General features: G+C 71.5%; 19 protein-coding genes. 8 read left to right on the top strand and 11 right to left on the bottom strand.

What is annotated here, in order from left to right; translation table 11 throughout:
* Positions 1-19: 19 nt before the first annotated feature.
* On the bottom strand, positions 20-673 hold the full coding sequence (locus AB0K08_RS05450) for a hemolysin III family protein (RefSeq protein ID WP_363352580.1): 654 nt from the start codon (positions 671-673) through the stop codon (positions 20-22).
* Positions 674-894: 221 nt separating this feature from the next.
* Between AB0K08_RS05450 and AB0K08_RS05445 the strand changes: the two genes are divergently transcribed.
* Positions 895-1,668, top strand: coding sequence for an isoprenyl transferase (locus AB0K08_RS05445; RefSeq protein ID WP_363352455.1), 774 nt, complete (start codon positions 895-897; stop codon positions 1,666-1,668).
* A gap of 279 nt (positions 1,669-1,947) precedes the next feature.
* Positions 1,948-3,288, top strand: coding sequence for a PhoH family protein (locus tag AB0K08_RS05440; RefSeq protein ID WP_363352579.1), 1,341 nt, complete (start codon positions 1,948-1,950; stop codon positions 3,286-3,288).
* Positions 3,289-3,647: 359 nt separating this feature from the next.
* Here AB0K08_RS05440 and AB0K08_RS05435 read toward each other — a convergent pair whose 3' ends face one another.
* Positions 3,648-4,301: a rhomboid family intramembrane serine protease gene (locus AB0K08_RS05435; protein ID WP_363352453.1), complete on the bottom strand. Its 654-nt coding sequence runs from the start codon at positions 4,299-4,301 to the stop codon at positions 3,648-3,650.
* Positions 4,302-4,358: 57 nt separating this feature from the next.
* On the opposite strand from AB0K08_RS05435, the gene AB0K08_RS05430 reads away from it, so the two are divergent.
* Both AB0K08_RS05430 and AB0K08_RS05425 read left to right on the top strand, forming a co-directional pair.
* Positions 4,359-4,865, top strand: coding sequence for a prepilin peptidase (locus AB0K08_RS05430; protein WP_363352451.1), 507 nt, complete (start codon positions 4,359-4,361; stop codon positions 4,863-4,865).
* 29 nt (positions 4,866-4,894) lie between these two features.
* Entirely contained in the window at positions 4,895-5,410 is a 516-nt protein-coding gene (locus AB0K08_RS05425; RefSeq protein ID WP_363352449.1) for an NUDIX domain-containing protein, read from the top strand.
* A 122-nt stretch (positions 5,411-5,532) separates the two neighbouring features.
* On the opposite strand, the gene AB0K08_RS05420 is transcribed toward AB0K08_RS05425, so the two are convergent.
* Genes AB0K08_RS05420 through AB0K08_RS05410 form a run of 3 tightly spaced genes read right to left on the bottom strand, consistent with a single transcriptional unit; the run spans position 5,533 to position 8,896 of the window.
* On the bottom strand, positions 5,533-6,975 hold the full coding sequence (locus tag AB0K08_RS05420) for a class II fumarate hydratase (RefSeq protein ID WP_363352447.1): 1,443 nt from the start codon (positions 6,973-6,975) through the stop codon (positions 5,533-5,535).
* 10 nt (positions 6,976-6,985) lie between these two features.
* Positions 6,986-7,693 carry an ABC transporter ATP-binding protein gene (locus AB0K08_RS05415; RefSeq protein WP_363352445.1) on the bottom strand — a complete coding sequence of 236 codons (708 nt, stop codon included), beginning with the start codon at positions 7,691-7,693 and terminating at the stop codon, positions 6,986-6,988.
* A gap of 57 nt (positions 7,694-7,750) precedes the next feature.
* On the bottom strand, positions 7,751-8,896 hold the full coding sequence (locus tag AB0K08_RS05410) for an FtsX-like permease family protein (RefSeq protein WP_363352443.1): 1,146 nt from the start codon (positions 8,894-8,896) through the stop codon (positions 7,751-7,753).
* Positions 8,897-9,106: 210 nt separating this feature from the next.
* On the opposite strand from AB0K08_RS05410, the gene AB0K08_RS05405 reads away from it, so the two are divergent.
* Positions 9,107-10,438 (top strand): histidine kinase, encoded by a 1,332-nt coding sequence (locus AB0K08_RS05405; protein ID WP_363352441.1) that lies wholly within the window; start codon positions 9,107-9,109, stop codon positions 10,436-10,438.
* Positions 10,435-11,085: a response regulator transcription factor gene (locus AB0K08_RS05400; RefSeq protein WP_363352438.1), complete on the top strand. Its 651-nt coding sequence runs from the start codon at positions 10,435-10,437 to the stop codon at positions 11,083-11,085. The genes AB0K08_RS05405 and AB0K08_RS05400 overlap by 4 nt, the downstream gene beginning before the upstream one ends.
* A gap of 39 nt (positions 11,086-11,124) precedes the next feature.
* Here AB0K08_RS05400 and AB0K08_RS05395 read toward each other — a convergent pair whose 3' ends face one another.
* Together AB0K08_RS05395 and AB0K08_RS05390 are read right to left on the bottom strand one after the other, a co-directional pair.
* Complete coding sequence (locus AB0K08_RS05395; RefSeq protein WP_363352435.1) at positions 11,125-11,796, bottom strand: carbonic anhydrase; 672 nt, start codon at positions 11,794-11,796, stop codon at positions 11,125-11,127.
* Positions 11,797-11,800: 4 nt separating this feature from the next.
* Entirely contained in the window at positions 11,801-12,403 is a 603-nt protein-coding gene (locus AB0K08_RS05390; protein WP_363352433.1) for a DUF4245 domain-containing protein, read from the bottom strand.
* Positions 12,404-12,601: 198 nt separating this feature from the next.
* Between AB0K08_RS05390 and glpX the strand changes: the two genes are divergently transcribed.
* Positions 12,602-13,567 (top strand): class II fructose-bisphosphatase, encoded by a 966-nt coding sequence (glpX, locus tag AB0K08_RS05385; protein ID WP_363352578.1) that lies wholly within the window; start codon positions 12,602-12,604, stop codon positions 13,565-13,567.
* A 113-nt stretch (positions 13,568-13,680) separates the two neighbouring features.
* Here glpX and manA read toward each other — a convergent pair whose 3' ends face one another.
* On the bottom strand, positions 13,681-15,033 hold the full coding sequence (gene manA / locus AB0K08_RS05380; protein WP_363352431.1) for a mannose-6-phosphate isomerase, class I: 1,353 nt from the start codon (positions 15,031-15,033) through the stop codon (positions 13,681-13,683).
* A 151-nt stretch (positions 15,034-15,184) separates the two neighbouring features.
* Here manA and lhgO point away from each other — a divergent pair, with 151 nt between their 5' ends.
* Positions 15,185-16,408 carry an L-2-hydroxyglutarate oxidase gene (lhgO, locus tag AB0K08_RS05375; protein WP_363352429.1) on the top strand — a complete coding sequence of 408 codons (1,224 nt, stop codon included), beginning with the start codon at positions 15,185-15,187 and terminating at the stop codon, positions 16,406-16,408.
* 45 nt (positions 16,409-16,453) lie between these two features.
* Here lhgO and AB0K08_RS05370 read toward each other — a convergent pair whose 3' ends face one another.
* From AB0K08_RS05370 to AB0K08_RS05360, 3 genes are read right to left on the bottom strand one after another with little or no spacing between them, the layout of a single operon-like run.
* Positions 16,454-18,079 (bottom strand): LCP family protein, encoded by a 1,626-nt coding sequence (locus AB0K08_RS05370; RefSeq protein ID WP_363352577.1) that lies wholly within the window; start codon positions 18,077-18,079, stop codon positions 16,454-16,456.
* Entirely contained in the window at positions 18,079-18,636 is a 558-nt protein-coding gene (purE, locus tag AB0K08_RS05365; RefSeq protein WP_363352427.1) for a 5-(carboxyamino)imidazole ribonucleotide mutase, read from the bottom strand. Before purE ends, AB0K08_RS05370 begins: the two co-directional genes overlap by 1 nt.
* On the bottom strand, positions 18,633-19,820 hold the full coding sequence (locus tag AB0K08_RS05360) for a 5-(carboxyamino)imidazole ribonucleotide synthase (RefSeq protein WP_363352425.1): 1,188 nt from the start codon (positions 19,818-19,820) through the stop codon (positions 18,633-18,635). The genes purE and AB0K08_RS05360 overlap by 4 nt, the downstream gene beginning before the upstream one ends.
* Positions 19,821-19,858: the final 38 nt, after the last annotated feature.

Raw genomic sequence — 19,858 nt, 5'->3', positions numbered from 1 at the left:
CGAGAACCGGAGGCTAGGCCTAGAGCACCGCGACCATGATCGCGATGTAGTGACACACGAAGCCGCCGATGGTGAAGACATGGAACAGCTCGTGGAAGCCGAACCACTCGCGGTGGAAGTTGGGCCGCTTCAGGGCGTAGAACACGGCCCCGGTGATGTAGCTGGCCCCGCCGACGCAGACCAGGACGGCCGCGGCGGGGCTGACGGCGAAGAAGTCACCCAGGTAGAGCAGCGCTGCCAGCCCCAGGATGACGTACACGGGGGTGTAGAGCCAGCGCGGGGCCCCGGTCCAGAACACCCGGAACGCGACGCCGGCCACGGCCCCGATCCAGACGCCCGCCAGCAGGACGGCGGCCTTCTCCGGCGTCAGCAGGGCCAGCGCGAGCGGTGTGTAGGTGCCGGCGATCACCAGCATGATGTTCGTGTGGTCCAGCCGCTTGAGCACGATCGCCACCCGGGGTGACCACTGCACGAGGTGGTAGGTGGCAGAGACGGCGAAGAGCAGCAGACCGGTCAGGGCGTAGACGGCGCTGGCCCACGTCAGGGTGGCGGTCGGGGCCAGGACGATGAGGACGATGCCCGCGGCCAGGGCCAGCGGGGTCATGGCCGCGTGGCTCCACCCGCGCAGCCGCGGCTTGAAGTCGGGGTGCTGGGGGTCCACCACCCGGTCCATGCGCCAGCGGCGGTCGGGAGTCGCGGGAGCAGCGGTCGGGCCGACCGGGGGGCCAGGCGGGGGGGAGTGTGCCATGGAAACAGGATACGTCCGGTGGCTGAATGTTACCCGTGGGTAACCATGCGGGCCGGGGTCAGTTCGCTACCGTAGGGACGACGATGAGATCGATGAGTCCGGTGCCGCGCCCACGGCGGCGCCGGGAACCGGACAAGGGGACGCGCATGCACCTACCGAACGTCCTCTACAGCTTCTACGAGCGCCGGCTGGCGGCGGGCCTCGAGCGGGACAAGCTGCCCCGGCACATCGGGGTGGTGCTGGACGGCAACCGCCGGTGGGCCAAGGCCTCCGGGGCCACCACCGCGGACGGGCACCAGGCCGGGGCCGAGAAGATCCACGAGTTCCTGGGCTGGTGTGACGAGTTCGGCATCAAGGTGGTCACCCTGTACATGCTCTCCACGGACAACATGAGCCGGCCGCCGGAGGAGTTGGCGCAGCTGGTCGGGATCATCGGGACCACCCTCAGGCGCCTGGGGGACGGGTTGCCCAACGGCCATCGGGTGCGCGTGCAGGCCGTGGGCGCCTCGGAGCTGCTGCCGGCCGGCCTCGCCGGCACCCTGGCGGACCTCGAGGCGCGCACGGCGGATGCCGAGGGGCTGCACGTGAACGTGGCGGTGGGCTACGGCGGGCGGCGGGAGATCGTGGACGCCGTCAAGGAGCTGCTGGTGGAGGCCGACGGCGAGGGCCGCGGTGCCGCCGAGGTGGCCCGGGAACTCACGGACGAGCAGATCTCCGACCGCCTCTACACCCGGGGCCAGCCCGATCCGGACCTGGTCATCCGCACCTCGGGGGAGCAGCGGCTCTCAGGGTTCCTGATGTGGCAGTCCGCCTACTCCGAGTTCTACTTCTGCGAGGCCCTGTGGCCCGACTTCCGCCGCGTGGACTTCGTCCGGGCCCTGCGGGACTTCTCCTCCCGACAGCGCCGCTTCGGTTCCTGAATCGTTTACGAGACGTTCACAGGAAACGGCCCTCGCCTTCCGCCCCGGGTGCCAGTGCGGGCCTACGGTGGGGTTATCAGTCACCGGCGGGAACGGCCGGGGCCACCTGGTCTCGGATCCGCACCGCGGATTGATCGGAAAGGCCAAGCCGTATGCCGTCATCCCAGACAGCGTCGAAACGGTGGGCCGTCCCGGCCCCGGCCGGTCCGCCCCACCCACCCTCGATCATCGGGGCGTGTGCCCCGGTCTGGAGTCCTTGTGGAGCACCTGACGAACACCCTGGTCACTGACACCCCCGCAGCGGCCCAGCCCGACGAGCGGGTCAGTGTCGGCGAGAAGTCCTACCTGCTGGACACCTCCGTGCTGCTGTCCGATCCTCGGGCCCTGTTGCGCTTCGCCGAGCACGAGGTCATCCTGCCGATCGTGGTCATCTCCGAGCTGGAGCGGAAGAGGGATGACCCGGACCTGGGCTTCTATTCCCGCAAGGCCCTGCGGCTGCTGGACGAGCTGCGTCTGGAACACGGATCCCTGAACCGGACCATCCCCCTGGGTACCCAGGGCGGGACCCTGCGCGTGGAGCTCAACCACATCTCCGTGGACGTGCTGCCCTACGGCTTCCGGACCTCGGACAACGATTCGCGCATCCTCGCCGTCGCCAAGAACCTCGCGGACGAGGGCCGGGACGTCACGGTGGTCTCCAAGGACCTGCCGATGCGGGTGAAGGCCTCCGCCATGGGTCTGCAGGCGGACGAGTACCGCAACGAGCTGGTCAAGGACTCCGGCTGGTCCGGAACGGCCGAGGTCACGGCCGGCGAGGACGAGATCAGTGCGCTGTATGACAACCAGCCGGTGACCCTGGCCGAGACCCAGGGCCTCCCCGTGAACACCGGGCTCGTCATCACCTCGCCCCGGGGATCCGCCCTCGGCCGGGTGGACCAGCACGGCTCCACCCGGGTGGTGCGCGGTGACCGGGACGTCTTCGGCCTGCACGGGCGCTCGGCCGAGCAGCGGCTGGCCATCGACCTGCTGCTGGACCCGGACGTCGGCATCGTCTCCCTCGGCGGCCGCGCCGGCACCGGCAAGTCCGCCCTGGCCCTGTGCGCCGGGCTGGAGGCCGTGATGGAGCGCAACGAGCACCGCAAGGTGGTGGTGTTCCGCCCGCTGTACGCCGTCGGCGGCCAGGAGCTGGGATACCTGCCGGGCTCGGAGAACGAGAAGATGAACCCCTGGGGCCAGGCCGTGTATGACACCCTCGGCGCCCTGGTGTCCACCGAGGTGCTGGACGAGGTGGTGGACCGCGGCATGCTCGAGGTGCTGCCGCTGACCCACATCCGCGGCCGGTCCCTGCACGACTCCTGGGTGATCGTGGACGAGGCCCAGTCCCTCGAGAAGAACGTGCTGCTGACGGTGATGAGCCGCATGGGCCAGAACTCCAAGATCGTGCTGACCCACGACGTGGCCCAGCGGGACAACCTGCGGGTGGGCCGCCATGACGGTATCGCCGCCGTGGTGGAGACGCTCAAGGGCCACCCGCTGTTCGGGCATGTCACCTTGAACCGCTCGGAGCGCTCGCCGATCGCCGCGCTGGTCACGGAGCTGCTCGAGGACGCCAGCATCTGAGCGGCCGGGGAGAATGAACGGGAAGAGAGAACTAGGGGCCGTCGCACTGGGTGCGACGGCCCCTAGGGGTGAACTCCGTCCGGGCCCCCGCGGAGGGGGGATGAGGGGGACCGGGGGATGATCCACCGCAACCATGGCCCCTAGAAACGGGATGGAGGCCATGGAGCCTTGCTGCTTCCACTGACGGTTCACGGAGATGAGTCGGTGTCGCACGGATGGAAGCGACTTCAGCATACTCCGAGACGGCCGTGATTCCTACCATTTAGTGGAAAGTCACACCATTCGACTTCTGGTCAGTCTTGGCGGGACCTTTGGCCAGCCCGACGGCCGGTCGCCCACCGCCGTCACGGCCACGTCGCTCACCCGCCTCCGAGGGCCTCGCGGCGCTCGCGCCAGTCCCGCCGGGCCTGCTTGGTGTCCGCGAAGGCCACCAGCACGCCGGCCGCGGCACCGGCGAGGTGCCCCTGCCAGGAGATGCGCGGGTTCATCGGCAGGAAGCCCCAGACGATCCCGCCGTAGAGCAGCACCACGGCCACCGCCGCCAGGATCGCGGTGAACCGACGGGCGAGGATCCCGTAGGCCACCAGGAACGCGGCGTAGCCGTAGACGATCACCGAGGCGCCGATGTGGTTGGTCCCGATTCCGCCGATCAGCCAGGTGCCGAGCCCGCCCAGCAGCCAGATGCCGGCGGTGATCAGCCACCACCTGCGGGTCAGCCAGGCGATCATGGTCCCCATCACCACCAGGGGCACCGTGTTGGAGATCAGGTGGCCGAACCCCGAATGCAGCAGGGGCGCGAAGAGGATGCCGGGCAGGCCCGAGGGCTCCAGCGGCTGGATCCCGAACTGGTTGAGCCATCCGCCCAGGAACAGGTCGATGATCTCCAGGACCCACAGCAGCAGCGCGAGGCCCAGCACGGGCAGGGCCCGCTGGATCCAGGCGGGGTAGGAGCGCAGCTTCTCGATCACCCGATGGCGGGAGGACGGGCGTCGGACGGGATCGGCGGGTGACATGTCCACAGCCTAGTGACTGGTGCCCCGCACCACGGCCCGCCGCTCTAGGCTGAGGGCATGCCGACGATCCTGGCCGCGGCCGCCCGCGAGGGGAACTGGCTACTGCTGGCCGCCCTGGCGGCCGGGCTGGTGGTCTTCGCCGTGTGTGCCGTGAGGCTGACCGTCATGGACCTGCGGGAGCACCGGTTGCCCAACCCGTGGACCGGCGCCCTGGCGGCCGGCGGCGGATTCACGCTCGGTCTGGGATGCCTGGTGGACGACGTCGGCTGGTCCCGGTTCTGGTCCATGCTCGGCGGGGGTGCGGTCTACCTGGCGCTCATGCTGCTGTTGCACCTGATCAACCGGACCGGAATGGGGATGGGAGACGTCAAGCTGGCCGGCGGCCTGGGGCTCTACGCCGGATGGCTCGGCTGGGACCACCTTCTGGCGGCCATCGTCCTCGGCTTCATGGCCGGCGGACTGGTGGCCCTGGCGCTGGTGGTGACCCGCCGTGCCACCGGTTCCACGCATCTTCCCTTCGGCCCGGCCATGCTCGCCGGCACCGCGGTGGCTCTACTCCTCTGATCGGGGTGCGGGCGGTTAGCGTGGGTGGCATGCCCACTCCAGAGTTCATCCTGTCCCTGCGCGAGAAGGTCGGCACGGCGCCCCTGTGGCTGCCCGGGTGCAAGGCGGTCGTCCTGCGCGGCGGCCGCGACGGTGCCGCGGCGGGCGGCGGGTCAGACGCCGGGTCGGAGCTCGAGGTGCTGCTGGTCCGCCGCGCGGACAACGGCCGCTGGACGCTGCCGGCCGGGATCATCGAACCGGGTGAGGAGCCGGCGTCGACCGCCGTGCGGGAGACCCTGGAGGAGACCGACGTAACGTGCGCACCGCGGCGGCTGGCCGGCGTCGGGACCACGGGTGAGGTGACCTATCCGAACGGGGACCAGGCGCGGTACCTGGATGTGGTCATGGTGATGGACTACGTCAGCGGCGAGGCGCGGGTCAACGATGACGAGAACACGGCCGTCGGATGGTTCACCCTCGACGGGCTGCCCGAGCTGCCGGCGCTGCACGCCCGTGCCCTGGCCTGGGGCCTCGAAGAGTCCGAGGGCGCCCGCTTCGTCTCCTGACGGCGGACGGCCGCCCCCGTGCACCGCTGGAGCACCCCTGGACCACCGCTAGACCACCGTTAAGGCACTTTGAGGGCAATCCCCACGGTGGGATTGCCCTCAAAGCGTCATCTGGTGGTGGGTCAGGCGGGGCGCGTCATGGACATGGTGTCCAGGGCCGCATCCAGCTGCTCCTCGGTGACCTCGCCTCGGGACACGTAGCCGAGGTCGATGACGGCCTCGCGGACGGTCATCTTCTGGGCCACGGAGTGCTTGGCGATCTCCGCGGCGGCCTCGTAGCCGATCACCTTGTTCAGCGGGGTGACGATCGAGGGGGAGGCACCGGCCAGGAACGCGGCGCGCTCCACATTGGCCTCGATGCCGTCGATCATCTTGTCCGCCATCACGCGGGAGGTGTTGGCCAGCAGGCGGATGGACTCCAGCAGGTTGGCGGCCATCACGGGGATGCCGACGTTCAGCTCGAAGGCGCCGTTGGTGGAGGACAGGGACACGGTGGTGTCGTTGCCGATGACCTGGGCGCAGACCATGATGGCGGCCTCGCAGATCACGGGGTTGACCTTGCCCGGCATGATCGAGGAGCCCGGCTGCAGGTCGGGGATCGCGATCTCGCCCAGGCCGGTGTTCGGCCCGGAGCCCATCCAGCGCAGGTCGTTGTTGATCTTCATCATCGAGTAGGCGATGGTGCGCAGCTGGCCGGAGGCCTCCACCAGGCCGTCGCGGTTGGCCTGGGCCTCGAAGTGGTTGCGGGCCTCGGTGATCGGCAGGCCGGTCTCCTCGGCCAACAGCTCGATGACCCGGGCGGAGAAGCCCTTCGGGGTGTTGATGCCGGTGCCCACCGCGGTGCCGCCCAGCGGGACCTCGGCCACGCGCGGCAGGGAGGCCTCGACGCGCTCGATGCCGTAGCGGACCTGCGCGGCGTAGCCGCCGAACTCCTGGCCCAGGGTGACCGGGGTGGCGTCCATCAGGTGGGTGCGGCCGGACTTGACGACGGAGGCGAACTCGTCCGCCTTCTTCTCCAGGGAGACGGCGAGGTGCTCCAGGGCCGGCTTCAGGTCGTTGATCAGGGCCCCGGTCACGGCGACGTGCACCGAGGTCGGGAACACGTCGTTGGAGGACTGGGAGGCGTTGACGTGGTCGTTGGGGTGGACCTCGTCCGCCGAGCCGGCGGCCTTCAGGGACTGGGTGGCCAGGTTGGCGAGCACCTCGTTGGTGTTCATGTTCGAGGAGGTGCCGGAGCCGGTCTGGAACACGTCGATCGGGAACTGGTCGTCATGCGTGCCGGAGATGACCTCGTCCGCGGCGGCCACGATCGCATCGCGACGCTCGGCGGAGATGACGCCGAGCTCGGCGTTGGCCTTCGCGGCGGCCTTCTTGACCTGCGCCAGCGCGTGGATGTGGGCGGGCTCCAGGGGCTTGCCGGAGATCGGGAAGTTCTGCACGGCGCGCTGGGTCTGCGCCCGGTACAGGGCGTCGATCGGCACCTTCACCTCGCCCATGGTGTCGTGCTCGATGCGGAACTGCTGTTCAGTCTGCTGCCCGGTGGGCTGCTGCGAAGAATCGGTCATGAATCCCACTTTAGACGCTGGCGTGCTCCGCGAGCCGCCCGTCACGCAGGGTGACCGCCCGGTCCGCCACGTCCACGAACTCCAGGTCGTGGGTGACCACCACGGTGGCCGTGCCCAGCTCGCGGGTGAGGGTGGCGATCAGCTCCATGACGTCCTCCGAGCGGTGCTGGTCCAGGGCCGAGGTCGGCTCGTCCACGAGCAGCACGGAGGGCGTTCCCATCAGCGCGCGGGCGATGTTCACGCGCTGCCGCTGTCCACCGGAGAGCTGGTGGGGCCGCCTCCTGGCCGCGGACTCCATCCCGACGGCGGCCAGGGCCTCCCTGGCCGCCGCCCGAAGCGCACGGGGCCGGGCTCCGCGCAGCACCCCGACCAGCTGGAGCTGTTCGAGGGCGGTCAGGGAGGGCATCAGTTGGGGCTGCTGGAACACCAGCCCGATGTGGTCCAGCCGCAACCGGGCCCGCTCGGCCTGGCTGGCCCCCGTGATCTCGATCGGTGCACGGGGTCCAGATGGACCCTGGGTGCCGAGGTGCACGGTCCCGGAGGTGGGGGTCACGAGGGCGCCGGCCACGGCCAGCAGGGAGGACTTGCCGGATCCGGAGGGGCCCACGAGGGCGAGCATCTGGCCGGCCGGGACGGTCAGGTCCACGCGGTCCAGGGCGTTGAGGGTGCCGTTCTCGCCGTCGGGATAGGTCAGGGTGACGTCGGACAGGTGCAGCATGGGGGAATCCTTCTGGATCAGTGGGAAACGGGGCGGGGGAGTGGGGACGGCAGGGGCTCAGCTGCCGCCGAGGGCCACGAGCGGGTCCACGCGGCAGGTGCGCCAGACGGCCGCCACCGAGGCCACCATCCCCAGCACCACGGTGACGGCCACCGGGATGGCGACCGCGGCGGCGTCCACCTGCACGGGCACCACGCCGGACGCCAGGGCGATCCCGCCCAGGCCCAGGGCACCGCCGACGGCGGCACCGGCCAGCAGCACGATCCCGGCCTGGGTGAGGGCGTCGGTCACGACCCACCCCGTGGTGGCGCCGAGGGCCTTGAGCACAGCGATGTCCCGGGTGCGCTGGAGCGTGAACACGGCCATGAAGGCGGCGATCACCAGGGCGGAGATGCCGTAGAGGAAGGCCTGCATCATCACGAGCGAGCCGTTCTCCGAGGAGTAGGCGGGCAGCGCACTCAGGGCGCCGTCCACATCCGTGGCCACCGTGGTGGTCTCCCGTGCCGCGGCCGGTGCGTGGCCGGCGTCGTGCCCGGTGCCGGCGACCAACACGGTGGCGGTGCCCTCGGGGGCATGCGTCACGGTGGCCCAGGTGTCCAGGGGCAGGTAGAGCACGGGGGTGTGGGAGTACCAGTGGTCCTCGATGGTCCCGGAGATCGGCACCTCGCGGCCGTTGACGGACACCTCGTCCCCGGCGCCCACACCGAGCTGCCCGGCGGCGGTGGCGCTGATCAGGGCGCCGTCCGCCACGGTGGCGCCGTCCTGGGCGCCCGGGGTGAGTCGGCTGTCGGCCTGTAGGCCCATCAGGGTCACGGCGGCCACGGCGCTGCCGGAATCGGCGCGGGCCTGGCCCACGCCGACGGGTTCGGCCCACCGGACCTGGGGGTCCTGTTGCCAGCCCTCGAGCTGTCCGGCGGTGACGGAGGAGGCCGTGAAGTCCGACTCCACGTCCTCGGTGGTCTCCGCGTGCGCCGCGCCGAAGACCACGGTGACATCGCTGGCCTCCGCACCGGAGGTGGTGGCTGCCTCGCCCCAGGCCGTGACGGCGGAGATGTTCTGGTGCGCCAGCCCGTTGGTCAGGGCGGTCAGGAAGACCAGCAACAGGGCGATCAGCCCGACCACCGCACCCATCAGGGTGAAGCGTCCGGCGGAGAAACGGACGTCCCGCAGGGAGAGGAACAGCGGGCTGGCGGGAGATGACACGGGAGGACTCCTCGGGTGTAGCGGGTGGGTGAAGCGGTACGTGCTCGGTGGAGGTCTGGGCGTCGGAGAGCCGGTGGCGCTCCGGTGCGGCTGATCTCCAGCCTTCCGTCGTCGGCGTCGGTGCACATCGGCCACCCGGCCGGAGCCAGATCAACCCTTCGATTGATTCCCGGCGCGAGGGGCGGGGGAAGGCCGCGCTACCCTGCACCCATGGGCTCCGCACGCTTCTCACTCCCGCCCCGGACGCCGGCCGGCCGGACCTCTCGACGGCCCTCCCGCCCCGTGCCGAACCCGGCGGAGGACAGCCGCATCCCGGCCCTGCTGGCGGCCATGCGCGTCCTGCTGCACGTGACCGTGGCCGGCCTGCTGGTCATCGGCCTGGTCCGCTCGCTGGCGCCGGCCGTGCGAGCCGGTGACCACGGCCTGATCTGGCAGGTCGGCATCCTGGCCGCGGTGTTCGCGGCGATCTACCTGGCCGGGACGGTCGTGGAGAAGCGCCGCAGCGACGGCCGCCGTCAGGGCGCGGCGGGACGGATCGTGGTGCGCGGCCAGGTCCTCTGGCTGGCCGCCGTGACGCTGACCTGGCTGGGCCTGATGGCGGTGCACGTGGACTTCGCCTGGCTGGTGTTCCCGCTGTTCTTCCTGCACCTGCACGTGGTGGGCCCACGCTCCGTGCCGCTGGCGCTCGCCCTGGTGGTGGCGCTGACGGCGGTGGTGCTGGCGGGGTTCTGGTGGCACGAGGGCACCCTGGGGATCGGCGCCGTGGTGGGGCCCGTCATCGGGGCCGTGGTGGCGGTGGCCATGTCCGCCGCCTACACGCTGTTCTACGCCGAGGCCCGCACCCAGCGGCGTATCGCCGCCCAACTGCAGGCCACCCGGGACGACCTCGCCCGGTCCGAGCGTCATGCCGGGGCCATGCGGGAACGCGAGCGCTGGGCTCAGGACCTGCATGACACCCTGGCCCAGGGCCTGGCCTCCGTGGTGCTGCTCTCCCGCGCCGCCCAGGAGCAGCAGCCCGCCGAGCCCCTGGCCGGCCAGCTGCGGCAGATCGAGCGCTCCGCCGTTCAGAACCTGGCCCAGGCGCGCGCCCTCGTGGAGCAGCGCAGCCCCGGGGCCGGTCTGACCGCGGAGCTGGCCGCCGTCTGCCGCAGCACCCAGGACACCGCGCGCTCGGCGGGCGCCCCGCTCACCGTGGATTTCCGGGTTCCCGGCGATGACCGGGGCCTGGGGGCGGAGGCGGCCACGATCGTGCTGCGGGTGGCCCAGTCCGCGCTTGCCAACGTGTTCCAGCATGCGGGGGCCAGTCGTTGCGTGGTCAGCTTCGCCGTCCACCGGGACGAGGTGACCCTGGACGTGTTCGACGACGGTGCCGGCCGCGGCGGCAGCCCCGAGGGTTTCGGCATCGCCACCATGCGGGACCGCGCCGCCCGCGCCGGGGGGACCCTCACGGTGGAGGACGCCCTCGAGCCGGGCGATTCGAGGACGGGAACCGTGGTCGCGTTGAGCCTGCCACGATGGGGTCATCGAGGGGAGAGGGCATGAGCGATTCGAGACTGAGGATCCTGCTGGTGGACGACCACCCCGTGGTCCGGGCCGGGCTGCGGGCCGTGCTGGAGTCCGCGGGCCGGCTGCAGGTGGCGGCCGAGGCCTCCACGGCAGCCGAGGCGCACGCCGCCGTGGACCGGCTCCAGGGCCGGGGCGAGGGCCCGGACGTGGTGGTCATGGACATCGAACTGGGCCAGGGTCCCAGCGGGATCGAGGCCACCGAGCAGTTGGGGCGGACCCACCCGCAGGTGCCCGTGCTCATCGTCTCCACCTACGGGACGGTCTCGGACGTGCAGGCGGCGGTCTCCGCCGGGGCGCTGGGCTACCTCCTGAAGGACGCCTCCGCCCAGGAGTTGCGTGACGCCGTCGCCCAGGCCGCCGCCGGGAGCCTGGTCCTGCCGGCGCAGCTGGCCCGGCGCGTGCTGGGCGGCGGGGCCGGGACGGAACCGGCGCTCAGCCTGCGGGAGATCGAGATCCTCGAGGAACTCGCGCTGGGACGGACCAACCAGCAGATCGCGGCCGGGTTGTTCATCTCCCAGGCCACCGTCAAGACGCACCTGAACCACATCTTCGGCAAGCTCGGGGTGGGCAACCGGACCGAGGCCGTGACGGTGGCCCGGGCCCGCCACCTGATCCGGGGCTGAGGCTCGGGCGACTGGTGAGCCGAGGGCTCAGCCGACGGTTCAGCCGACTTCGTCCGGATCCAGGTCGCCGATGATCCGGACCGGGTTGGCTGTGCCGTTGTCCAGGGAGTAGGTGACGCCGATGATGGCGGTGCGGCCCTCGTTGACGGCCTTCGCCACGGACAGGGAGGACTCCATCAGCCGGGAGCTGATCTGGCGGACGTTCTCCGCCACCGTGCCGTTGACGTCCTTGACCCCGGCGCGGCGGGCGGAGATCACGGAGGGGATGATCCGCTCCACGAGGGAGCGGATGAAACCCGGGGGCATCTCACCGGAGACGTAGGAGTCCACCGCCGCGGTTACGGCGCCGCAGCTGTCATGGCCCAGGACCACGATCAGCGGGATGTCGAGGACGTCCACGGAGTACTCGAGTGACCCCAGGACGGCGTCGTCGATCACCTGGCCGGCGGTGCGGACCACGAACACATCACCCAGGCCCACGTCGAAGATGATCTCGGCGGCGAGACGCGAGTCCGAGCAGCCGAAGATCACGGCGATCGGATGCTGCTCGTTCGTCAGGGAGGTGCGGCGCGCGGCATCCTGGTTCGGGTGGTCGGAGGTGCCGCCCGTGAAGCGGGCGTTGCCGTCCCGCAGCAGTTCCCAGGCCGCAGCCGGTGTCAGGGCCGTGCCGTCCGGGGAGGTGGCAGCGGTCAGGTCGGTGCGGTCGGTCATGGGTTCAGCCTTCCTGGAGATCGTGCTGGATGGCCGAGGCCAGGGTGTCCAGATCGTCCAGAGCACCCGAACTGCTGACCACGATGGTAGTCCCGTCCACCTCGCCCACCAGATATCGGTCGCCATCAACCGGCTCGAAGAGGTCCCACTGCGTCCCGTCCACGGACCGCGTCCCGGTGGCCGGCGCGTTGTCCATCTGCTGGGACAACCACGTCGGATTGGCCTGCGTGGTCTGCTTGAACCCCGCGAAGTCCTCCTCGGTGGTCAGGTAGCCGGCCTCCCAGAACTCCACCTGGTCCGTGCCGGCCCCGTTCCAGCGGGCGAAGTTGGCGCTCCAGTCTTCGGGGACGGCCGGTGCCGTGGCGGTGAACCCGGCGGTGGCGGAGGCCTGCTCGGCGGTGGTGGCCACGTCCACGGTGGACTCGCGTTCCCGCTCAGCGTTCGGCGGGTTGAGCAGCACCACCAGTAGGGCGATCCCGAGGGTGGCCAGCACGGACAGCACCATGGCGCGGGACGACTGTCCGGCCCGCTTGGCCTGGCTCTGGGTCAGGCGGGGCTTGGGGGCGGGGGCACCGGCCGGATCCGCCGTGGGCTGGGGGGAGGTCACCGGACCATTCTGCCATTCGCCGGGACACTAGGATGGAAGATGGAGAAGATCCCCCACAGACGGAGTATTTCGGTGACCACTGACCAGCCCGTGAACAACGACGTTCCGAACCAGCCGGCGGGGACCACCTTCGCCGATCGCAACATCCTGAGCCCGAGCCTGGCGGTCTCCGGCACGAAGCCGGACCGCAACCTGGCCATGGAGCTGGTCCGCGTGACCGAGGCGGCGGCGATCGCGGCCGGCCACTGGGTGGGTTACGGGGACAAGAACACGGCCGACGGCGCGGCCGTGGACGCCATGCGTGCCTTCATGGACACCGTGCGCATGAACGGCGTGGTGGTCATCGGCGAGGGCGAGAAGGACGAGGCCCCCATGCTGTTCAACGGCGAGCACGTGGGTGACGGATCCGGGCCGGAGGTGGACGTGGCCGTGGACCCGATCGACGGCACCCGCCTGACCGCCATGGGCTACCCCAATGCGCTGTCCGTGTTCGCGGTGGCCGAGCGCGGGGCCATGTTCGACCCCTCGGCCGTGTTCTACATGGACAAGCTCGTGGTGGGCCCGGAGGCTGCCGACTTCGTGGACCTGCGCCTGCCGATCAAGCAGAACATCCATCTGGTGTCCAAGGCCCTCAACAAGCCGGTCAGCCAATTGAACATCTGCGTGCTGGAGCGCCCACGCCACGACCAGCTCGTCCAGGAGATCCGGGATGCCGGCGCCCGCGTGAAGTTCATCATGGACGGTGACGTGGCCGGTGGCATCGCCGCCGCCCGCCATGACACGGACGTGGACATGCTGCTGGGCATCGGCGGCACCCCGGAGGGCATCATCACCGCCTGCGCCATCAAGGCCATCGGCGGCGTCATCCAGGGCCGGCTGGCCCCGGTCGACGACGTCGAGCGGCAGAAGGCCATCGACGCCGGCCACGACCTGGACGCGGTGTTGACCACCGACGACCTCGTCAAGACGGACAACGCCTACTTCGCGGCCACCGGCATCACGGACGGCGACCTGCTGCGCGGCGTGCGCTACTACAACGACCGCGTGACCACCCAGTCCATGGTGATGCGTTCGAAGTCCGGCACCGTCCGCGTGATCGAGGCAGAGCACCAGGCCCGCAAGTGGGAGCCCTGGATCGGCCCGGAGGCCACCCCGGTCCGCTGACCGGTCCCGCCCCGCAGCACCACCGACGCAACTGGCGGTCGGATCCGGCCCATCTACTGGCGGGTAACCCCGGGATGGGCCGGATCCGACCGCCAGTTGTGGGTTGCGGGGGTTCAGGGGAGCGTGACCGCGAACAGGGTCCCCTCGTCGGCACCCTCGCTGCCGTGCACCGTGGCGGCCGGCTCGTCCGCCCCCAGGAACACCGACTCTCCCGGGGCCAGCTCGGCGGTGTCCGAGCCGGCGGAGACCCGTACCCGGCCGGCCGTGCACACTGCGAGGACCGGGCCGCGGGCGGACAGCGCGCGTCCGTCCGCGGCAGGCAGGTCCAGCCGCTCCACCTGGAACTCCTCGAAGGGCGGCCGGAACACCAGGTGCCCCGGCCCGTCCGAGGCGGGCGTGGAGTAGGGCACGGGCACCGACTCGAACGCCACGACCTTGCGCAGCTCCGGGATGTCCACGTGCTTGGGAGTCAGCCCGCCGCGCAGCACGTTGTCCGAGGCGGCCATGACCTCCACGCCCAGCCCGTACAGGTAGGCGTGCACATTGCCTGCGGGCAGGTGGATGGCCTGGCCCGGCGCCAGGTCCAGGCGGTGCAGCAGCACCGAGACCAGCACCCCCGGGTCCTGGGGGTAGTGCTCGGCGATCCCCACGGCGGTGGCCAGGTTCAGGTCCTCGTCCAGCACCCGCGGTGCCTTGGCCAGGGCGGCGACGGCGGCCCGCACCCAGGTGCCCGCCGCCCAGTTCCCGTCCGGGTCCAGCAGGTCGCAGAAGACGGACTCGATCGCCGCCGACTCGGCGGCGGGGTCGACGCCGTCACCGGAGCCCAGGAGCCGGTCGGCGTAGCCGGCCACCGTCTCGGCCAAGGAGCCGGCCGGGATCTCAGCCGGGGTGTCTGCGGGACCGGCCGGGCCGTCGTCGTGCCCGGTGTCCTCTGCCAGCCCGACATTCTCTGCCAGCCCGGTATTCTCCGCCAGCACGTCGGCGAGCCGGCGGAACGAGGTGCCGGTGTCCGCCGCGGAGCGGAACCCGCACAGGGCCGCGAACGGGGTCAGTGCCACCACCATCTCGGGCTTGTGATTGTCATCCTTGTAATTGCGGTGCGGGGCCGAGACGGGGACCCCCGCGGCCTCCTCGGCGGCGAAACCTGCCCGGGCCTGGTCCAGGGTGGGGTGGGCCTGGATGGACAGCGGGCGGCCGGCGGCCAGCAGCTTCACGAGGTAGGGCAGGCGGCCGAAGCGGGAGGCCTCGCCCAGGAGGCGGTCGGGATCTGCGCCGAGCAACTCGTTCAAGGGGAGGGGATCGTCCTGCGGATCCCCGGCGGGGACGGCGCCGGCCGGGGCACTCGGGTGGGCCCCCATCCACAGCTCGGCCTCCGGACGGCCGGTGGGGACCCGGTCCTGCAGCTCGGCGAGCAGGGTGACCGAACCCCAGGCGTAGTCACGGAGGGGGGCGCGCAAGAGGTACATGGTCCCAGCCTATCGAGGTCTTCGCGGTGGCCCGGCCGGACCAGGCCGGACCAGGCCGGACGGAGCCGCACCGGTCTGCATCCGGTCGCACGAGGTGCTCGGGTGCCCTCCACGCGCCCGCCCGCGGGGGAGGCGCCGGTACGTTGGGGGCATGAACTCCTTTGCCGTCATCGGGGCGGGGATCCTCGGCGCAGCGGCGGCCCGGGAACTCACCCGGCGCTTCCCGGCCGACCACGTCACGGTCTTCGACAAGGCGCCGGCCGCGGCCGCCCACCAGTCCGGACACAACTCCGGGGTGGTGCATGCCGGTCTGTACTACGAGCCCGGCAGCCTCAAGGCCCGGCTGTGCCGCCGCGGGGTGGACCTGCTGCGGGACCTGGCCCTGGAGAAGGGCGTCCCGTATGAGGAGTGCGGGAAGCTGGTGGTGGCCCTGCGGCCGGAGGAGGAGGGCCGGCTGCGCGCCATCCACGAGCGGGCGGTGGCCAACGGGGTGCCCGGTGTCGAACTGATCGGGCCGGAGCGGATCCGCGAGATCGAACCCGGGGCCACCGGGCGGCTGGCGCTGCATTCCCCGCGCACCGCCATCATCGACTATCCGGCGATCACGCGCGTCCTGCTCGAGGACGTGCGCGCGGCCGGCGGCACCGTGCACCTGGGCGCCGAGGTCACGGCGATCGCCAACGGGCCCGAGCGGTGCGCCATCACCACGGAGCACGGCACGCAGGCCTTCGACGCCGTCATCGTCTGCGGCGGGCTCCAGTCGGACCGCCTCGCCCGGCTGGCCGGCGGGGACGAGTATCCCCGGATCGTCCCGTTCTTCGGGCAGTACTCGAAGCTGGCGCCGGAGCACCGGGGCATCCTCAACGGCCTGGTCTATCCGGTGCCGGATCCGGCCTACCCGTTCCTGGGCGTGCACCTGACCAAGCGCGTGGACGGGGAGATGCTGGTGGGCCCCAACGCCTTCCTCTCCCTGGGGCGGGAGAACTACTCGGGGCGCCGGCCCGGGGTGCGGGACAGTCTCGAGGTGGCCGCCTCCGGCGCCTTCTGGCGGTTCGCCTCCCGCAACTCCCGGGCGGCCGCCCGGGAGTTCGCCGCCGTGGTGTCCCGGAAGCGGTTCCTGGCGCAGGCGGCGCAGTACGTGCCGTCCCTGACCGGCGCCGAGTCCACGCCCCTGACCCGCGGCATCCGGGCGCAGGCCATGGACCGCGCCGGCCGGCTCGTGGACGACTTCGTCATCGAGGACATCGGCCGGGCGACCCTCGTGCGCAACGCCCCCTCCCCGGGGGCCACCTCATCCCTGGCGATCGCCGAACACCTCGTGGAACGGCTGATCGCCGGGCATGGGCTGCAGGCCACAGAGCCCTCGGCCTCGTAACCACGGGCCGCAGCCCACGGGGCCCGACCGGGTCATCCTGCCGGGCTAGCCCGCCACGCACAGGTGGTTGGTGGAGGCGGCGTCCTCCAGCAGGCCGGACTGCCAAGTGTCCTCGAGGTGCATCAGGTACTCCTCGGTGATCTCGCTGCCGTCCGGTTGGGTGGGCGGCGCCGGCCACGCCTCCGGGTCGCTGCCGTCCTCGGTCGGCCCCTGGGAGGCAGCGGGTTCGGAGGCGGCCCGGAGGCCGGCCGCGGCGTCCACGAACAGCAGTGGCGCGGGAGGGGCCCCGGCGGCCTGCGGGGTGCCGTCCTCGGCCAGCATGTCGGCCACCCGGGAGTGGATCTCGTCGAAGTCCGGGTAGGTGGTGAACCGGCCGTCCTCGCCCAGGAAGTCCGGTGGCCCGATGGTCAGCCGGTCCATGCCCTGGGACTGTCCCTGGGCCGCCAGGCCCACGAACGTCCCCAGCTGCTGACCGGGCAGGTCCGTCTCCACGATCTGCTCGCCGGCGTCCAGGATGCCCTGGAACCGGGTGACCAGGGTCTGCGGGTTGAACTGGGCCAGCATGGCGGACTGGATGCACTGCTGGCGGCGGATGCGCGAGTAGTCGGTGGAGAAGTGGCGGGACCGGGCGAAGGCCAGGGCCTGCTCGCCGTCGAAGTCATAGGTGCCGGGACCCCACCAGGCGTTGCCCCACACCCCGTCCGGACGGGTGCCGCGGTAGGTGGTCCAGCCCCCCGAGGTGACGGTGACGCCGCCCATGGAGTCGATCAGCTGGGAGAACCCGCCCATGTCCACCAGGGCGTAGGACTGGATCTGCAGGCCGAGGATCCCGCCGGCGGCATCCATCATGGCCTCGGCGCCGGGATCCGCGGCACCGGGGAAGAGGTCCTGGTGGTTGCGCATGACGTCCACGTAGAGGTGGTTGATGATGCACTCGTCGCCGCAGCTGAAGCCGTCGGGGTAGGCCTGCCACAGGGGGGAGTCCTGGGTGAACTGCGCGTTCTGGAAGTTCCGGGGGATGGAGAACAGGATGGTGCTGCCGGTGCTGGCGTTCACGGAGGCCACATGGATCGAGTCGGGGCGCAGCCCGATGCGCCCCTCGCCGGCGTCCCCGCCCATCAACAGGAAGTTGTAGCGCCCGGCCACCGGCTCGATCGCGGGCCCGGGCGCGAAGATCTCGTTCAGCGCGTTGCGACCGGCGTTGACCGCGTAGGAGCCGTAGCCCAGCGCGCCGGAGGTCACCACGAGCAGCAGCACCGTGGAGAAGGCCAGCAGCGGCTTCATCCCGGGCGCCACGAGGCGCAGCCGCAACAGCCGGAAGGTGTCGATCCACAGCACCAGCCAGCCCACCGCCAGCGCCGCGAGCACCACGATCCCGGCGAGCTGGACCCAGGTGTTGGCCAGGACCTGCACCAACAGCTGGCGCCGGACCACCAGCAGCACGAGCGCCAGGACCACCAGGGCCCAGACGGTGAGCGTGACGCGCAGCGCGGCCCGGCCCAGTCCACGGTTCCCGGCCACCACCTGGGCTCCACCGGGGATCAGCAGGGTGAGCAGCAGCAGGATCCAACCGCGCTTGGTCCGCTGGGGCGTGCCCAGGGCCTCAGGATGGCGCACCGGGTCCACCCCGCCCGCGGCACGGGGGTTCAGCAGGGAGCCACGGGCGGCCATCACGGCCGGTATCCGGGACGGTCCACGAGGGACTCGCGCAACCGGGCGCCCTTGGCGCTCGCGGTGTCCCGCAGCTGCGCGGCGAATTCCACGAGTCCGGTCCGCAGCCGGTCCGCCTCCGGGCCGGCCCCGGCCGCCAGGATGCGCACGGCCAACAGGCCGGCGTTGCGGGCGCCGCCGATGGAGACGGTGGCCACCGGCACGCCGGCCGGCATCTGGGCGATCGAGAGCAGTGAGTCCATGCCGTCGAGGGTCTTCAGCGGCACGGGCACGCCGATGACGGGCAGGGGGGTGGTGGAGGCGATCATGCCCGGCAGGTGGGCGGCCCCGCCGGCACCGGCGATGATCACCTGGATCCCGCGCTCATGGGCCTGCGTGCCGAAGGCCACCATCTCGTGCGGCATGCGGTGGGCGGAGACGACGTCGGCCTCGTACGGGACGCCGAATTCCTCCAGTGCCGCGGCGGCCGCCACCATGACGGGCCAGTCGGAGTCGGAGCCCATGACCACGGCCACCCGCGCGGTGGCGACGTCGGGCGGGGTTGCGCTGGGATTCATGACTGCTCCTGCTGGCTCTGCGAGCCCTCACTGATGATGGCGGCGGTGTCCTCCGCGGCCCGGCGTGCCGAGTCGAGGTCCTCGGGGCGGGCCGCGGTGACGTTGACGTGGCCGATCTTCCGGCCCGGGCGCACGGACTTGCCGTAGGCGTGGATCTTGGCCTCGGGGTGGGCGGCCATGGCGGCCGGGAAGGCCGCGTACAGGTCCTGGTTGGCCCCACCGAGGTAGTTCTTCATCACGGTATAGGCCCCGAGGGGCTGCGTGGACCCCAGGGGCAGGTCCAGCACGGCGCGCAGGTGCTGTTCGAACTGGCCGGTGACGGCGCCGTCCATGGACCAGTGACCCGAGTTGTGCGGGCGCATGGCGAGCTCGTTGACCATGAACCCGGGGCCGGTCCCCGGGGTCTCGAACAGCTCGACCGCGAGCATCCCGGTCACGCCGAGGCCTTCGGCCAGCGCGACGGCGGCCTCCTGGGCGGCCCGGGCGATCCCGGCGTCGAGGCCCGGGGCGGGGGCCGTCACGACATCGCACACGCCGTCCGTCTGGATCGACTCGACCACGGGATAGGGGGCCGTCTGACCGGAGGGGGTGCGGGCCACCTGGGCGGAGAGTTCCCGGGAGAAGTCCACCATCTCCTCGGCCAGCAGCGCCTCGAACCCGGTGGGGGAGACCAGCTCGAACCAGTCGCCGCAGGACGCGGCCTCGGCGGCCGAACGCACCACCCGCACGCCCTTGCCGTCGTAACCGCCCCGCGGGGTCTTGAGCACCACGGGCCACCCCAGCCGCTCGCCGAAGTCGATCAGCTCGGCCACGGTGGACACCGCCGCCCAGGCCGGGTTGGGCAGTCCGAGCCGGTCGCAGGCGGCGCGCATCAACAGCTTGTCCTGCGCGTACTGCAGGGCGTCCGGGCCCGGCTGCAGGTTGACGCCGGCCGCCAGCAGTTCTGCCAGGTGCCCCGCGGGGACGTGCTCGTGGTCGAAGGTGACCACGTCCACTCCGGCGGCGAAGGCGCGCAGGGTCTCGAGGTCACGGTAGTCACCCACCGTGTGCGGGGCCGCCGAGGTGGCCGAGACGTCCGGGCCCTCGGCCAAGACCTCCAGCCGGACCCCGAGGGCCGTGGCCGCCGGGGCCATCATGCGGGCCAACTGGCCGCCGCCAACTACACCGATCACAGGAAAAGTCACGGACCAAGGGTAACCAGCCCAGCCGCCGGGTCCCCGCA

This window comes from Citricoccus sp. NPDC055426 (genome assembly GCF_040677445.1).
In the GTDB taxonomy this organism is placed as follows: Bacteria; Actinomycetota; Actinomycetes; order Actinomycetales; family Micrococcaceae; genus Citricoccus.
Note: the sequence above shows the minus strand (reverse complement) of the source record. Positions and strands in the feature narration are given on the sequence as shown.

What these genes read in the sequence shown, in the direction of transcription:
- AB0K08_RS05425 (WP_363352449.1), top strand. Translation starts at nt 4,895, where the DNA reads ATGCCCACTCCAGAGTTCATCCTGTCCCTGCGCGAGAAGGTCGGCACG.
- AB0K08_RS05370 (WP_363352577.1), bottom strand. Translation starts at nt 18,079, where the DNA reads ATGGCCGCCCGTGGCTCCCTGCTGAACCCCCGTGCCGCGGGCGGGGTG.
- AB0K08_RS05450 (WP_363352580.1), bottom strand. Translation starts at nt 673, where the DNA reads ATGGACCGGGTGGTGGACCCCCAGCACCCCGACTTCAAGCCGCGGCTG.
- AB0K08_RS05445 (WP_363352455.1), top strand. Translation starts at nt 895, where the DNA reads ATGCACCTACCGAACGTCCTCTACAGCTTCTACGAGCGCCGGCTGGCG.
- AB0K08_RS05395 (WP_363352435.1), bottom strand. Translation starts at nt 11,796, where the DNA reads ATGACCGACCGCACCGACCTGACCGCTGCCACCTCCCCGGACGGCACG.
- manA (WP_363352431.1), bottom strand. Translation starts at nt 15,033, where the DNA reads ATGTACCTCTTGCGCGCCCCCCTCCGTGACTACGCCTGGGGTTCGGTC.
- AB0K08_RS05435 (WP_363352453.1), bottom strand. Translation starts at nt 4,301, where the DNA reads ATGTCACCCGCCGATCCCGTCCGACGCCCGTCCTCCCGCCATCGGGTG.
- AB0K08_RS05420 (WP_363352447.1), bottom strand. Translation starts at nt 6,975, where the DNA reads ATGACCGATTCTTCGCAGCAGCCCACCGGGCAGCAGACTGAACAGCAG.
- lhgO (WP_363352429.1), top strand. Translation starts at nt 15,185, where the DNA reads ATGAACTCCTTTGCCGTCATCGGGGCGGGGATCCTCGGCGCAGCGGCG.
- AB0K08_RS05400 (WP_363352438.1), top strand. Translation starts at nt 10,435, where the DNA reads ATGAGCGATTCGAGACTGAGGATCCTGCTGGTGGACGACCACCCCGTG.
- AB0K08_RS05430 (WP_363352451.1), top strand. Translation starts at nt 4,359, where the DNA reads ATGCCGACGATCCTGGCCGCGGCCGCCCGCGAGGGGAACTGGCTACTG.
- AB0K08_RS05415 (WP_363352445.1), bottom strand. Translation starts at nt 7,693, where the DNA reads ATGCTGCACCTGTCCGACGTCACCCTGACCTATCCCGACGGCGAGAAC.
- purE (WP_363352427.1), bottom strand. Translation starts at nt 18,636, where the DNA reads ATGAATCCCAGCGCAACCCCGCCCGACGTCGCCACCGCGCGGGTGGCC.
- glpX (WP_363352578.1), top strand. Translation starts at nt 12,602, where the DNA reads ATGGAGCTGGTCCGCGTGACCGAGGCGGCGGCGATCGCGGCCGGCCAC.
- AB0K08_RS05405 (WP_363352441.1), top strand. Translation starts at nt 9,107, where the DNA reads ATGGGCTCCGCACGCTTCTCACTCCCGCCCCGGACGCCGGCCGGCCGG.